The organism is Devosia sediminis (assembly GCF_016411825.1).
GTDB lineage: Bacteria > Pseudomonadota > Alphaproteobacteria > Rhizobiales > Devosiaceae > Devosia > Devosia sediminis.
On record NZ_JAEKMH010000003.1, the window covers coordinates 475,070 to 488,862 of the forward strand.

At 64.5% G+C, this 13,793-nt stretch carries 12 protein-coding genes; 8 read left to right on the forward strand and 4 right to left on the reverse strand.

From position 1 onward, the window contains the following. Positions 1-3 precede the first annotated feature (3 nt). The 3 genes from JEQ47_RS15415 to JEQ47_RS15425 are packed head-to-tail and all read right to left on the reverse strand — an operon-like array spanning position 4 to position 4,324. Entirely contained in the window at positions 4-2,670 is a 2,667-nt protein-coding gene (locus JEQ47_RS15415; RefSeq protein WP_198877290.1) for a family 78 glycoside hydrolase catalytic domain, read from the reverse strand. Positions 2,671-2,698: 28 nt separating this feature from the next. Next, on the reverse strand, positions 2,699-3,382 hold the full coding sequence (locus JEQ47_RS15420) for a GntR family transcriptional regulator (protein ID WP_198877291.1): 684 nt from the start codon (positions 3,380-3,382) through the stop codon (positions 2,699-2,701). A gap of 42 nt (positions 3,383-3,424) precedes the next feature. Beyond that, positions 3,425-4,324: a dihydrodipicolinate synthase family protein gene (locus tag JEQ47_RS15425; RefSeq protein WP_198877292.1), complete on the reverse strand. Its 900-nt coding sequence runs from the start codon at positions 4,322-4,324 to the stop codon at positions 3,425-3,427. 163 nt (positions 4,325-4,487) lie between these two features. Here JEQ47_RS15425 and JEQ47_RS15430 point away from each other — a divergent pair, with 163 nt between their 5' ends. The 5 genes from JEQ47_RS15430 to JEQ47_RS15450 all read left to right on the forward strand — a co-directional run bounded on the left by JEQ47_RS15430 (position 4,488) and on the right by JEQ47_RS15450 (position 9,017). Further along, positions 4,488-5,483: a sialic acid TRAP transporter substrate-binding protein SiaP gene (locus tag JEQ47_RS15430; protein ID WP_198877293.1), complete on the forward strand. Its 996-nt coding sequence runs from the start codon at positions 4,488-4,490 to the stop codon at positions 5,481-5,483. 3 nt (positions 5,484-5,486) lie between these two features. After that, complete coding sequence (locus JEQ47_RS15435) at positions 5,487-5,996, forward strand: TRAP transporter small permease (RefSeq protein ID WP_198877294.1); 510 nt, start codon at positions 5,487-5,489, stop codon at positions 5,994-5,996. 12 nt (positions 5,997-6,008) lie between these two features. Next, complete coding sequence (locus JEQ47_RS15440; protein ID WP_198877295.1) at positions 6,009-7,316, forward strand: TRAP transporter large permease; 1,308 nt, start codon at positions 6,009-6,011, stop codon at positions 7,314-7,316. Positions 7,317-7,389: 73 nt separating this feature from the next. After that, complete coding sequence (locus JEQ47_RS15445) at positions 7,390-8,304, forward strand: ROK family protein (RefSeq protein ID WP_198877296.1); 915 nt, start codon at positions 7,390-7,392, stop codon at positions 8,302-8,304. After that, positions 8,301-9,017: a copper homeostasis protein CutC gene (locus tag JEQ47_RS15450; protein WP_198877297.1), complete on the forward strand. Its 717-nt coding sequence runs from the start codon at positions 8,301-8,303 to the stop codon at positions 9,015-9,017. Before JEQ47_RS15445 ends, JEQ47_RS15450 begins: the two co-directional genes overlap by 4 nt. A gap of 102 nt (positions 9,018-9,119) precedes the next feature. On the opposite strand, the gene JEQ47_RS15455 is transcribed toward JEQ47_RS15450, so the two are convergent. Further along, the gene (locus JEQ47_RS15455; RefSeq protein WP_198877298.1) at positions 9,120-9,812 is read right to left on the reverse strand and encodes a FadR/GntR family transcriptional regulator; all 693 of its coding nucleotides are present in this window, start codon (positions 9,810-9,812) and stop codon (positions 9,120-9,122) included. Between the two features lie 147 nt (positions 9,813-9,959). On the opposite strand from JEQ47_RS15455, the gene JEQ47_RS15460 reads away from it, so the two are divergent. From JEQ47_RS15460 to JEQ47_RS15470, 3 genes are all read left to right on the forward strand, one after another. Beyond that, the gene (locus tag JEQ47_RS15460; RefSeq protein WP_210338029.1) at positions 9,960-11,516 is read left to right on the forward strand and encodes a sugar ABC transporter ATP-binding protein; all 1,557 of its coding nucleotides are present in this window, start codon (positions 9,960-9,962) and stop codon (positions 11,514-11,516) included. A 183-nt stretch (positions 11,517-11,699) separates the two neighbouring features. Beyond that, on the forward strand, positions 11,700-12,695 hold the full coding sequence (locus JEQ47_RS15465) for an ABC transporter permease (protein WP_198877299.1): 996 nt from the start codon (positions 11,700-11,702) through the stop codon (positions 12,693-12,695). A gap of 84 nt (positions 12,696-12,779) precedes the next feature. Further along, positions 12,780-13,727: an ABC transporter substrate-binding protein gene (locus tag JEQ47_RS15470; RefSeq protein ID WP_198877300.1), complete on the forward strand. Its 948-nt coding sequence runs from the start codon at positions 12,780-12,782 to the stop codon at positions 13,725-13,727. Positions 13,728-13,793: the final 66 nt, after the last annotated feature.

The window sequence follows — 13,793 nt, forward strand, 5'->3', positions numbered from 1 at the left end:
TCCCTAAAGCGGCACAGTCAGCGTATAACGGCCGGATCCGAGGGTGAACTGCGCACCCGGCACGGCGGTAGCCTTGTCGCCGGCGGTCAGTGAAGCCGGTGCCTTCACCAACGCGATGGCTGCCTCGCAATTGGGCGGCACCGCAATGGTCCAGGTGACCAAGTCCCCCTCGATCCGCCATTGGCTTTCCACCCGGCCAGTCGGCGCGTCGTAATGCGCATCGACCCAGCCCAGGCGCCGGTCGAACAGCGGGCGCATGCGGATCGTGGAATAGCCCGGAGCAGCCTCGTCCCAGTCGATGCCGGCGGCGCGGGCATAGAGCCATTCGCCCACAGCGCCATAGGCATAGTGGTTGAACGAGTTCATGTTGACGCTCTGGAAGCCCTTTTCCTCGGTCCAGCCGTCCCAGCGCTCCCAGATGGTGGTGGCGCCCTGCCGGATCGAAAAGCCCCAGCTCGGATAGGTCTCGTTGAAGAGGAGATCATAGGCGCGGTCCGGCGCGCCGATGTCGCTCAGCACCGGGCAGAGATGTTTCACGCCGAGAAACCCGGTCTGCAGATGGCCATCGGCCTCGTCCAGCTTGCGCAGGAGATGTGCAGCAGCCTTCGCGTGCAGGTCGGGCGGCAGGATGGAAAAGTCGAGGGCGAGGAGATAGGCGGTCTGCGTGTCGCCCTTGATGATGCCGTCGTCGCCGACAAAGGCGGCGAGGAAGGCCGTGCGCACGGCGGTGGCCTGCGCCTCGTAGTGGGCGACCATGTCGGTACGATCGACCACGGCGGAGAGCTTTGCCATCAGGTCTGCCACAAGGACCCAATAGGCGGTCGCCACCATGGTGCGGTCCGAGGCCGGGCCGATGCTCAACCAGTCGCCGTAATTGTTGTAGACGGCGTTGACGCGCAGGTGGTCGGGATTGGCATCGGCAATGTGCTTGAGCCAGGCGACCAGCCGGTCGAAGTGTTTTTCGACCAGCGCCTTGTCGCCATAGCGCAGCCAATGCTGCCAGGCCATGATAACCGGGGCGTCGCCCCAGCCGGGGGCGCCGGGCTGGGCGGTGAGGCGATAGGGGTTGAGCGGCTTTGATGGCGCAACATCGGTAAAGGCGCCATCGGGGAGTTGTGCCTCGGCAATGTCCTCGAACCACTTTTCGAGGAAGGCCGACACGTCCATGACATAGCCTGATGTCTTCCAGAACACCTGCGCATCGGCAGCCCAGCCATAGCGCTCGTCGCGCTGCGGGCAATCGGTGGGGACCGAGAGGAAATTGTCGCGCTGGCTCCATTCGATATTGGAGAGGAGCTGATTGACCATGTCAGAGCCGGTGCGCATGGCGCCGGTCACAGGAAGGTCGTTGTGGATGGCGATGCCTGTCAGCGTCACATCAGCAGGGGAGACACCCGCGGGCAGGGTCAGCTCGACATAGCGGAAACCATGAAAGGTGAAGCGCGGCTTGAATTTTTCGCGGCCCTCACCCTTGGCGATGTAGTGGTCGGTGGCCACGGCATGGCGGAGATTGGCGACATAAAGCTCGCCCTCGCCATCGAGGATTTCGCCATGGCGCAGGGTGAAGCGGTCGCCGGACTGGCCTGAAAGCTCCAGTTCGCAATAGCCGGCAATGTTCTGGCCGAGGTCGTAGATATGGCCGCCGGTTTTTGCCTTGTGGAGGTATTTGCCCGGAAAGCGAACGGTTTCGCGCACCTGTGGCGCCCGCGAGGCTTCGAGATGCGGGGCGCGCGGATCGGGGGTGAACACTTCGACCGGCTGCCAGCGGCTGGTGTCGTAGCCGGGCTCGGCCCAGCCTGGCATTTCCAGGCGCGCGTCATATTGCTCGCCCATGAGGAAATCGCTGTAGCAGACGGGGCCCTGCACGGTCTTCCAATGTTCGTCCGTGACCACACGCTCTACGCGCCCATCGGCATATTCAAGATGCAACTGGCAGAGGAGGGCGGGGCGGCCGCCATAGTGATTGCCGGCGCGCCGCTGGTTGTGGCCGACGCGGCCCGAATACCAGCCTTCGCCCAGCATGGCGCCAATGGTGTTCTCGCCCGAGTCGACAAGATCGGTCACGTCATAGGACTGGTATTCGACGCGCTGGTGATAGTCGGTCCAGCCGGGCGCCATGACCGCATCGCCGACGCGTGCGCCATTGATGTAGAGCTCATAAAGGCCGAGCGCCGTGACATAGGCCGAGGCGCGGACCGGCTTTTCCGAGGCGGAAAAATCGCGGCGCAGGTGGTCGGCGGGTCGGGCCTGCCACTTGTTGTCATAGGGATTGTCGCTCGGCGCCTCGCGGCCGGCGGGCAGCACGAAATAGCGGGCGATCCACTGTGCCTGCCAGTCGTCCTGGCTCATGAGGCCGGTACGGAAGGGCGCGGCATCGACCGGATCGGAGGGCTGGTCGTTTTCGTCCCAGACCGTCAGCGACCAGCCGAGCGTCAGGTCCGAAGCCAGTGCTATGCCGGCATATTGTATCTGGTGGGTCTCGGCGGACGGGACCTTGCCGCTGTCCCAGAGCACCTTGCCGCCATTGCGGACCACGATCTGCCAGGCGCTCTGGCGCCGGTCAAGGCCATCGCCTTCGAGCGCCCAGTCGAAGCGCGGTGCCGAGCGGTTGAGGCCCATGGGGGCAAGGTGATGCTCGCAGCGGAGCGCGACAGGACGCAGTTTGGACATGGTTGGGCTCTCGGCCGGACCCGGCCGTCTACAGTTCGAGGGCGCGCTCGCGGGCGTTCATCATGTGCCGGTCCATGGCATCCATGGCGGCATGGGCATCGCGCGAGCGGATGGCGGAAATGATGGCCAGGTGATCGGCGAAGGCCGAGGGCAGCACGCCGGCCGACAGGGTCACCCGGTCGAGCTTGATGAGACGGATGCGGATGGCATTGACCGCATAGGCCTGGGCCAGCAGCTCGTTCTGGGTGGTGGCGACAAGGAGGGCATGAAAGCCGTCGTCGATTCCCTGGCCGCGCTCGAAGAGTTCGGCGCTGGGATTGACCTTGACCTCTTCAACGATGGCGCGATGCAGCTTTTCCTGCTCGTCGAGCGCGGCGTCTCCAAGCTTGCGCACGGCCGTCATGACGGCCTCGCGCTCGAGGGCCATGCGCATCTGGAAGGCCTGGCGGATCATCGCCAGGTCGATCTGGGTGATCTGGATGCCGCGCTGCGGCATGACCTGCAGCAGGCCTTCGAACTGCAGCCGGGGCAGCAGTTCACGCAAGGCGCCGATGGAAAGGCCGAGCAGGGCCACCAGTTCGCGCTGCGACACGAACTGGCCGGGACGCAGGCGCCCATCGAACAGCGCCTGCCGGAACCGCTCATAGGCCGCGCCCTTGACGGAGCTGCGTTCCCCCGCAGTTTCGGCGATGGCACTTTCGATGACCGGCATTCTCGTCTCCTCCCAGAGCCAGACGACGTTCAGGTGCGGCGATCAGGCCGCGGCACTGAACCCGCTCTGGGCAAAGCTGGCAAGCAGATCGGCAAGTCCCTGGCCTTCGAGGCTCTTGAGCGGCGGCAGCACGCGGGCAAGATTATCGTCGCCCGAATAGTGCGCCAAGGCGGCCTTGAGGGCCACCAGCGAACCGCCTTTGTCCACTGCCAGGATGCGGGTGGTCTGCTTGGCGAGGAGGTCGGCATTCTGCGGATTGTTGTAGAGCGCCACGAGATCGCGGGTGAACACATTGGGCATGCCGCCGATCATGCCGGCACCGCCATTGGCGAGCAGTGTCGGCAGGACACGGTCGTCGCCGGTAAACACAGACAGTTCCGGGAAGGTCCGGGCCAGCATGACGCCGTTGTCGACATCGCCGGTGGAATCCTTGATCCCGACAATGCGCGAACCGTGCTGGGCCAGGATCGACTTGACGAGGTCGGCGGTGAAGCGGATGCGGCTCAACTGTGGAATGTTGTAGAGCAGGATGTCGATATCGGTGGCGGATCGGGTGCGCTCGATCAGCGCGTCATACCAGCCGGCGATGCCCGCTTCGCTGGTGCCGTAGTAATAGGGCGGCAGGACCAGGGCCGCGCGGCAGCCGGTCTCGGCAATGCCCACGAGCATTTCGGCGGCGTCGTCCAGCGTCGGGGTCATGACGCCGGGGATTTGCCTGGACATGTCGGCGCCAGCGGCCTTGAGGGCCTTCAAGGCGGCAAGCTTTTCGCGGGTCGAGAGCGAGGCGCCTTCACCCGTCGTGCCAAAGGTCGAGACGAAGCTGCCGCCGGCCTCGAGCAGTTTGGCGCTATGGGCGGCCAGGCGCGCAATATCCACGCTGAAGTCGGGGGCGAAGGGGGTGATCGAAGCGGTGATCACGCCTTTAAGGTCTGCGGCAGCCACGAAAGTCTCCTCATCAAGCAACTGATACAATCAGTTCGTGCATCAGTCGATAAATCACTGTTTACATGAGTGAGAACTTATTGCAAGGTGCCGCCGTCTAAGCGCCACTGTCTGGGGAGGCAGGCGCCAACGGTTCACATAATGCCCTTGGAGGAAGGGACCCATGACCCGCTTTACCTCGCTTGCCCTCGTGGCGGTTTCCACCCTTGCGCTGACCGGCGCCGCTTTTGCCCAGGACAAGCTGGAGCTGAAGTACACCGTTCCCAGCGTTCCTACCGACCTGCATACCCAGGCCATGAAGGTCTTTGCCGACAAGCTCGAAGAGCTGTCGCCCGGCCGCTACGACATCCAGCTCTACGATTCGGGCTCGCTGTTCGCCCAGGGCGCCGATCTCGACGCCCTGCAGCGCGGCAATGCTGAAATGACCTATGTGTCCTATCAGCTCATCGCCGACGCCATTCCCGAATACGGCCTGCTCACCGCCGGCTACCTGTTCCAGAGCCCCGAGCACTACCGCGCCTTCCTCGCCAGCGACATCGGCGCCGAATTCAAGCAGCGCGTCAGCGACGAAATGGGCATCCAACTGCTCGACGCCTGCTATCTCGGCACCCGCCAGGTGAACCTGCGCACCGCCCGCGACGTGCAGACCCCCGAAGATCTGGCCGGCGTCAAGCTGCGCATGCCTTCGTCCGACGCGTGGTTGTTCCTCGGTCAGGCCCTGGGCGCTAACCCGACCCCGCTGCCGTTCGGCGAAGTCTATCTCGGCCTCCAGGCCGGCACGATCGATGGCCAGGACAACCCGCTGCCGTCTGTCGAGGCTGCCAAATTCTACGAAGTCACTGAGCAGATCGTTCTCACCAGCCACCTGGTCGACGCCATCAACGTGGCCGTTAACAACCAGACCTGGGAACAGCTCAACGACGAGGAAAAGGCTGCCATGACCGAGGCTGCCGTGGCCTCGTGCGACTGGAACAACACCGAGCGCACCGCCGACGAAGAGCGCCTCGTGTCCTTCTTCGAGGAGCAGGGCCTGCAGGTCACGACGCCCGACGTTGACGCCTTCCGCAGCCACGTGCAGGACTTCTACCTCAATTCCGATCGCGCTGCCGCCTGGCCGGAAGGCTGGATCGACCAGATCAACGCCCTCGCTACCGAGTAAAATATGACCGACTATTCCGCATCCGTGAGGCGGATGCCGACATGGCTGCGGGTACTCAAGGAGGGCGCCGATCTTGTCGGCGTCCTTCTCTTCACCACCGCCTTCCTCGGCTTCATCGTCCAGATATTCTTCCGCTACGTCGTCAACCGCCCGATCCTGTGGACCGAGGAGGTCACCATGATCGCCTTCGTCTGGACGGTGTTTTGGGCGGCCGCCTTCATGGTCAATATCCGCGAACATGTGACCTTCGACGTCGTCTATGAAGTCATGTCGCCGAAGATGAAGCGCATTTCCGCGATCTTCTCGATGATCGTGCTGATCGGCTGCTTCCTGCTGCTGATCCCGGCCACCTGGGATTATCTCGAATTCCTGCTGCGCAAGCGCAGCCCGGTCCTGCGCATCTCCATGACCTGGATCTACGGCTGCTACCTGCTCTTTGTTGTCAATTTCACCATTCAAGCCGCGGTGCGTCTCTGGCGCCTGTTCACGCCCGAATGGGGCAAGCAGATTTAAGGCGCCCAGACTATGCAAATCCTGGCTGAATACGCCCTCCCCATCATGCTCGTGGTCCTCGTCGTGACCACGATCGCCGGCCTGCCCATGGGCATCGCCATGATCGCCTCGAGCGTTCTCTATCTTTTCATTTCCGGCCGCGACGTAGGCCTCGGCGCCGAAATGGTGCTCAACGGCATTTTCGGCAATTTCGCCGCCGTGGCCGTGCCGCTCTTCATCTTTGCCGCCAACATCATGGATGCCGGCAAGATATCGGATCGATTGCTCAAATTCTGCCTTGCCCTGGTCGGACGCAGCCCCGGCGGCATGGCGCAGGTGAACATTCTCACCAGCCTCATCTTCTCGGGCATGAGCGGCTCGGCAATTTCCGATGCCGCCGGCGTCGGCAAGGTCGTCAACGACATGATGATGCGCGAAGGTCGCTATCCGCCCGGCTATGCTGGCGCGCTGACCGCGGCCACCGCCGTGGTGGGGCCGATCTTCCCACCCTCCATCCCCATGGTCTACTACGCCCTGGTGTCGTCCGCCTCGATCGGCGCGCTGTTCCTCGGTGGCGTGGTGCCGGCGCTGATCATCGTCGCCTTCCAGATGGTGGCCGCCTATTTCACCGCGAAGCGTCGCGGCTTCCCGGTGGAAGAGGCCATCCCGTTCCGCCAGTTCCCGCTGATCTTCCTCCGCGCCTTCCCGGCGCTGATGATGCCGGTCATTCTCCTGGGCGGTATCTATACCGGCGTCTTCACGCCCACCGAAGCGGCGGCCGTCTCGGCCTTCTATGCGCTGCTGCTGGCTTTGTTTGCCTATCGCACGCTGGGACCGCGGAGCTTCGTCGGCGTGGTCTACGCGACGGTCAAGACCACGGCCGTGGTGTCGATCGTGCTCTGCGGCGCCTTCGTCTTCAACTACGTGATCGCCGTCGAGCGCATCCCGCAGATGGTTTACGAGTTCTTCGCCTACTACCAGATGGAAGCCTGGCTGTTCCTGCTCTTGCTGAACATCCTCTTCCTGATCCTGGGCTGTTTCCTCGACGTCTCGACCATCCAGCTCGTCATCGTGCCGCTGTTCATCCCGACCGCCCTGGCGCTCGGCATCGACCTCGTGCATCTCGGCGTCGTCTTGGTACTCAACATGATGATCGGCCTCATCACGCCGCCCATGGGCATGCTGCTCTTCGTCATCAAGGCGGTGAACGACATCCCCATATCGGCGATGATCAAGGAGCTCTGGCCTCATCTCCTGCTGCTGATCGTAGTGCTGTTCATGATCACCTACATTCCCGACCTCGTACTGTGGTTGCCCAGGCAAGCCGGGGCGATGCAGTAACAACCGGACGGCGCCGGTGCTCCCCACCGGCGCCGTTTGCTTTTGCGCCGAGGGCTGCGTTAGATGCCCCTCCATGATCACCTGTTTCGATATCGGCGGCACTACCATCAAGGCCGCCACCGCCACCGGCCCGACGGCACTGAAGCCGGTCGGCCGGATGCCGACGCCGCGCGACGATTTTCAATCCTTCGTGGAGACGATATCGGCGCTGGTCGATCAAGGCGGCGCCCCGGCGGGCAGCGCCATTTCCATCTCGGTGACGGGCGTAGTCGACCCCGATAGCGGCGTCACCACGGTTGCCAACATTCCCTGCATCGACGGGCGTCATCTGGGCGCTGAACTGGGCGAAAAGCTCGGTCGCCCGGTCTTCGTGGCCAATGATGCCGATTGCTTTGCCCTGGCCGAGGCTCATGCCGGGGCCGGGCGCGGCCATCGCGTCGTCTTCGGCGCCATTCTGGGCACCGGCGTCGGTGGCGGCATTGTCGCCGACGGAAAGCTCTTTCGCGGTGGCGGCGGCCTTTCGGGCGAATGGGGGCATGGCACGGCGGTGGCCACCAAGGTCAGCGTGCCGCCCCATGAGATCGAGCACTTCCGCTGCGGCTGCGGCCAGGCCGGCTGCGTCGACACGATCGGCGGGGCGCGCGGCATCGAGAAGCTGCACAAGCTGCTGCACGGTACGGACCTGCCGAGCACCGAGATCATCGCTGCCTGGCAGGCAGGGGATGCCGGTGCCGCACAGACGGTGGACCTCCATGTGGAACTGGTGAGCGTGCCGCTGGCCCTGACGGTCAATATCGTCGGGCCGGACATCATCCCGGTCGGGGGAGGCTTGGGCAATGCCCGTGCGCTCGTCGCGCGACTGGACGAGGCAGTGCGCGCCTGTATCCTCCGACGGATCGATCGGCCGCTGGTCGTGCCGGCGCAACTGACCGTCGATGCTGGGCTCATCGGCGCCGCGAGCCTCGCTTTCTCGGAGGGCGCGGCATGACCCTGCTCGAAATCTGCGTCGACGATGCCGCCGGGCTCGCCGCAGCCCTCGCCGGGGGTGCCGACCGCATCGAACTCTGTTCGGTGCTGGAATTGGGTGGCTTGACCCCGCAGCCGGGCCTGATGGCGCTGGCCGCGAAAGCCTCGGTACCGGTGCGGGCCATGATCCGGCCGCGCGGCGGGGATTTCGTGTTTTCCGCTGCCGACCGCGATGCCATGCTCTTCGATATCGAAGCCGTGCGTCAGGCCGGCCTCGCGGGCGTGGTGCTGGGCGCCAGCCTGCCTGACGGGCGGCTCGATATCGCGCTGCTCGAGCGGCTGGTGGATACGACCGGCGAAATGCCGAGAACCCTGCATCGCGCCTTCGATCTCGTCCCGGACATTGGTGAAGCGGTGGAGCAGGCAGTGGCGCTGGGTTTTGACACCATCCTCACCTCCGGAAGGGCGCGGACGGCTCGCGAAGGCATTGAGGATCTGGCGCTGGCCCATCAATTGGCCGACGGGCGCCTGACCATCATGGCCGGATCTGGCGTGACGGCCGAAACCGCCCCCGCCATCCTCCAGCGCGTTCCGCTCTCGGCCGTGCACGGCGCCTGCGGCGAACCTGCTTCACCCGACAGCGCCCCGGCCCAGCGTCTCGACTTTGTCAGCCCCACGCGCAAGACCACCAGCCGGGACAAGGTCAAGGCGCTGAAGGCGGTGCTGTCGCGTTGAAACAGCCTCCCGGCTGTCACCCCGGCGAAAGCCGGGGCCCATCCTGAGATGTCGAGATGGGCCCCGGGTCAGGCCCGGGGTGACAGCCGCTGGGTGATAAAACTACTCCCACGCTTCCAGCATCGCATCAGCAACAAACTCCAGGTGCTGCGCCATAGCCTTGCGCGCCGCTTCGGCATTGCCGCTGACCACGGCGGCGATGATTGCCTCATGATCGCCAAGGATGTGCGAGCGCACTTCACCGATATCGGCCAGGTGCTGGTGGAAACGCGTGTCGACTTCCCCGCGCCGGGAATTCCAGAGCCCGTCGAGCATTTCGCGCAACACGGCATTGCCCGAAGCGTCGGCCAGGGTCATGTGAAGGATACGGTCGCTTTCCGATGACCATTGTCCCCGCGTCGTTTCCGCGCGCATCTTGCGGATGGTTTCGGCCAGGCGCGCCGTGCCCTCGGGAGAAATGTGCTGGCTGGCCAGGGCCGCGGCCTCGGGTTCGAGGAGGCGCCGCACAGCCATGATTTCGAGCGGCGAGGCGCTCTGTTCGGGCAGCGTCTCGTCTGCCGTGTCGCGCTTGCGCACGAAGGCGCCGACGCCCACCCGCACTTCCACCAGCCCCGCCACTTCGAGCGCGATCAGCGCCTCGCGCACCGTGGGACGCGAGACGCCCAGACTCAGCGCCAGGTCGCGTTCCGAGGGCAATTGTCCGCCCGGCTCCACCGCGCCCTTGTGGATCTGGTCGCGGATCTGGTCGGCGATCTGGATATAGAGTTTGCGGTTGGATACGGCCTGAAGCTTCATACTGCCCTCGTTGCCCTGTCATAGCCCCGGTCACGTCGGCTGTCCACTGGTCTGACCACTTGACAGCCTGACTGACTTGCCATTAGCTCCACGACGGTTCGACGACCCGGCAAAGAACGGGCGGCGACGCAGAGGGAGGACGGGAGCATGGTGGGAGGGTCATCCGAGCGCGCGACGACGCCTGCGCCTGCCGTGCCGCTGGTCGAGATGACCGGCGTGGACAAGAGCTTTCCCGGCGTGCGCGCGCTGATCGGCGCCCAATTCGATCTCAGGCCCGGCGAGGTCCATGCCCTGATGGGCGAGAATGGCGCCGGCAAGTCGACCCTGATGAAAGTGCTCTCAGGCGTCTATTCGCGCGATGCGGGGGTGGTGAAGCTCGATGGCGTGCCGGTGGAGATCACCTCGCCGCGCCAGGCGCAGGACGCCGGCATTTCCATCATCCACCAGGAACTGGCCCTGATGCGCGACCTCACCGCCGCGCAGAACATCTTCATCGGCCGCGAGCCGCGCCGCTTCGGCATCCTCGACGAGGGCCAGCTCAATCGCGACGCGGCTGCCATCTTCGCCTCGATGAATCTGAAGCTCGAGCCGACGGTAAAGGTGGATACGCTGACCATTGCCAAGCAGCAGATGGTCGAGATCGCCAAGGCACTGTCCTATCGCTCCCGCGTGCTGATCATGGACGAGCCGACGGCGGCGCTGAACGATGCCGAGATTGCCGAGCTCTTCGCCATCATCGTCAGGCTCAAGGCCGAGGGTGTCGGCGTCGTCTACATTTCGCACAAGATGGACGAGATCAAGCGCATCTCCGACCGCGTCACCGTGATGCGCGACGGCGAATATGTCGGGACGGTCCCGGCGGCCGATACGTCCATCGAGACCATCATTTCCATGATGGTGGGCCGCACCCTCAGCAACGAGACGCTGGCCATTCCCAATACAGCCAATGCGCCGGTGGCGCTGGAGGTGAAGAACCTCAGGCGTGGTCGCGAAATACGCGATGTCAGTTTCTCGGTACGGCAGGGCGAAATCCTCGGCTTTGCCGGGCTGATGGGCGCCGGGCGCACCGAGGTGGCCCGCGCCATCTTCGGCGCCGACCGCAAGGAGGGTGGCGAGATCTGGGTCCATGGCAAGCGCGTCGGCATTTCCACGCCGCGCGACGCCGTGGAAAAGGGCATCGGCTACCTGTCGGAGGATAGGAAACTCTTCGGTCTCGCGACCGGGCTCGACGTGCGCAACAATATCGCGCTGGCCAGCCTAGATCGCTTCACCGGTCCCGGCGGTGTGCTCGACGAGGCAGGCATGGAACAGGCGGCCAAGGAAGCCATCCGCCAGCTCGCCATCAAGACGCCCAGCGACACCCAGGAAGCGCGGCTGCTCTCGGGCGGCAACCAGCAGAAAGTGGTCATCGCCAAATGGCTGCTGCGGGACTGCGACATCCTGATTTTCGACGAACCGACCCGCGGCATCGATGTCGGTGCCAAGTCGGAAATCTATAAGCTCCTCAACAACCTCGCCGCCCAGGGCAAGGCGATCATCGTCATCTCCTCGGAGTTGCCGGAAATCCTGAGGCTCAGTCACCGCATCGCCGTCATGTGCGAGGGCCGGCTGACCGGCGTCCTGCCCGGCGGATCGAGCCAGGAAGATATCATGCGGCTCGCGACGATGCGCGAGACCGCCATGGAGCTGCGGCATGCGGGTTAGCATCAAACCCGTATCCAGTGTTCTGCCCACCCGCCCCCTTGAGGGGAGGGTAGCGCCGCTCGGTCCGAAGGGCCGTAGCAGAGCTGGGGAGGGGGTGGTTCTGTGGACTGCCAATGGACCCCCACCCCCGACCCCTCCCCTCAAGGGGGACGGGAGCCAGACCTCGCACACCGGAGCCACAGCATGACCGACACCACCGCCCCGGGCCAGAAAACCGGCATCCGCATATCCGGCGCCTTCCACCGCCTGCTTGCCTTTTCCGGCCTTATCGCGCTGGTCGTGGTGTTTTCGCTGGCTTCGCCCAATTTCATGCAGACCCAGAATATCCTGGCCATCCTGCAGGCGACCTCGGTGAATGGCGTCCTTGCCATCGCCGCGACCCTGGTGATCATCACCGGCGGTATCGATCTCTCGGTCGGCACACTGATGACCTTCTGTGCGGTTATTGCCGGCGTGATCCTCACCTATTGGGGCCTGCCGCTCCCCTTGGGCGTCATCGGCGCCATCCTCGCCGGCACGGTGGTCGGCTTCACCTCGGGCACGATCATCGCCAAATTGAAGGTCCCGCCCTTCATCGCCACCCTGGGCATGATGCTGATCATGAAGGGTCTGTCGCTGGTGATCTCGGGCACCCGCCCGATCTATTTCAACGACACGCCTGGCTTTACCCAGATTTCGCTCGGTTCGATGGTTGGCTCGGTCATTCCGGGCCTCCCCATCCCCAATGGCGTGCTCATCCTTTTTGCGGTGGCTTTGCTTGCCGCCTTCATTCTCGGCAAGACCGCGCTCGGTCGCTACACCTTCGCCCTCGGCTCCAACGAGGAGGCCGTGCGCCTTTCCGGCGTCAATGTCGATCGCTGGAAGATCGCCGTCTATGCGCTGGCCGGCTCGATCTGTGGCGTTGCCGGTCTCCTCATCGCCAGCCGGCTCAATTCGGCCCAGCCGGCCTTGGGGCAGGGCTATGAACTCGATGCCATCGCGGCCGTGGTCATCGGCGGCACCTCGCTCTCGGGCGGGCGCGGCACCGTGCTCGGCACGCTGATCGGCGCACTGATCATTTCGGTCTTGGCCAATGGCCTCAGAATTCTATCGGTGGCGCAGGAATGGCAGACGGTGGTCACCGGCTGCATCATCATCCTCGCCGTCTATGCCGACATCCTGCGGCGCCGCAAACTTTAGGCGTCGAGAACTACCGCGCGTCCCGCGCCAAGACCAAGAAGAACACGACTCAACAGTTTCAAAGCAGCATCTGGGAGGAAAACCATGCTCAATCGCCGTAGCCTGATTGGCGCCATCAGCGCCATTGCCCTGCTGGCCGCATCCGGCCCCGCCGTCCTGGCACAGGACCAGGTCGATATCGCCCTCATCTCCAAAGGCTTCCAGCATCAGTTCTGGCAGGCCGTGAAGGCCGGTGCCGACAAGGCCGCCGCCGAATTCGGCGCCAATGTCACCTTCGAAGGTCCGGAAAGCGAGTCGCAGGTCGACCGGCAGATGGACATGCTGGCCGCAGCCCTGTCGCGCCAGCCCGACGCCATCGGCTTTGCCGCGCTCGACTCGCAGGCCGCCGTGCCGCTGCTGCAGCAGGCATCCGATGCCGGCATTCCCATCGTCGCCTTTGATAGTGGCGTCGACAGCGACATCCCGCTGACCACCGCCACCACCGACAACGTGGCGGCTGCCGCGCTCGCGGCCGACAAGATGGCCGAACTGATCGGCGGCGAAGGCAAGGTGGCCGTCGTGGCCCACGACCAGACCAGCCGCACCGGCATCGACCGCGTCGACGGCTTCGTCAACCGCATGAAGGAAGCCTATCCCAATATCGAGGTCGTGTCGGTCCAGTATGGCGGCGGCGACCAGTTGCAGTCGACCGAGATCACCAAGTCGATCCTCCTTGCCAACCCGGATCTCAAGGGCATCTTTGGCGCCAATGAGGGCTCGGCCATCGGCGTCGCCAACGGCAAGACCGAACTGGGCTCGGAAATCGTCGTCATCGGCTTCGACTCCGGTGCTGCCCAGAAGGGCATGGTCGAATCGGGCGTCATGGCCGGCGCCATCACCCAGAACCCCGTCGGCATCGGATACGAAACCGTCAAGGCCGCCATCGGCGCCCTCAACGGCGAGGAACTGCCGGAGGTCATCGACACCGGCTTCTACTATTATGATGCGACCAACATGACCGACCCCGAAATCGCAGCCGTGCTGTACGACTAAGACGACGAGCCTGTGCAGGCGGCTCCCCTCCCCCTTGAAGGGAGGGGATGGGGGTGGGGGTGGTTC

Bases quoted from the DNA above. Each gene is read 5' to 3' on its own strand.
- JEQ47_RS15415 (WP_198877290.1), bottom strand. From the start codon at position 2,670: ATGTCCAAACTGCGTCCTGTCGCGCTCCGCTGCGAGCATCACCTTGCC.
- JEQ47_RS15420 (WP_198877291.1), bottom strand. From the start codon at position 3,382: ATGCCGGTCATCGAAAGTGCCATCGCCGAAACTGCGGGGGAACGCAGC.
- JEQ47_RS15430 (WP_198877293.1), top strand. From the start codon at position 4,488: ATGACCCGCTTTACCTCGCTTGCCCTCGTGGCGGTTTCCACCCTTGCG.
- JEQ47_RS15435 (WP_198877294.1), top strand. From the start codon at position 5,487: ATGACCGACTATTCCGCATCCGTGAGGCGGATGCCGACATGGCTGCGG.
- JEQ47_RS15440 (WP_198877295.1), top strand. From the start codon at position 6,009: ATGCAAATCCTGGCTGAATACGCCCTCCCCATCATGCTCGTGGTCCTC.
- JEQ47_RS15445 (WP_198877296.1), top strand. From the start codon at position 7,390: ATGATCACCTGTTTCGATATCGGCGGCACTACCATCAAGGCCGCCACC.
- JEQ47_RS15450 (WP_198877297.1), top strand. From the start codon at position 8,301: ATGACCCTGCTCGAAATCTGCGTCGACGATGCCGCCGGGCTCGCCGCA.
- JEQ47_RS15455 (WP_198877298.1), bottom strand. From the start codon at position 9,812: ATGAAGCTTCAGGCCGTATCCAACCGCAAACTCTATATCCAGATCGCC.
- JEQ47_RS15460 (WP_210338029.1), top strand. From the start codon at position 9,960: ATGGTGGGAGGGTCATCCGAGCGCGCGACGACGCCTGCGCCTGCCGTG.
- JEQ47_RS15465 (WP_198877299.1), top strand. From the start codon at position 11,700: ATGACCGACACCACCGCCCCGGGCCAGAAAACCGGCATCCGCATATCC.
- JEQ47_RS15470 (WP_198877300.1), top strand. From the start codon at position 12,780: ATGCTCAATCGCCGTAGCCTGATTGGCGCCATCAGCGCCATTGCCCTG.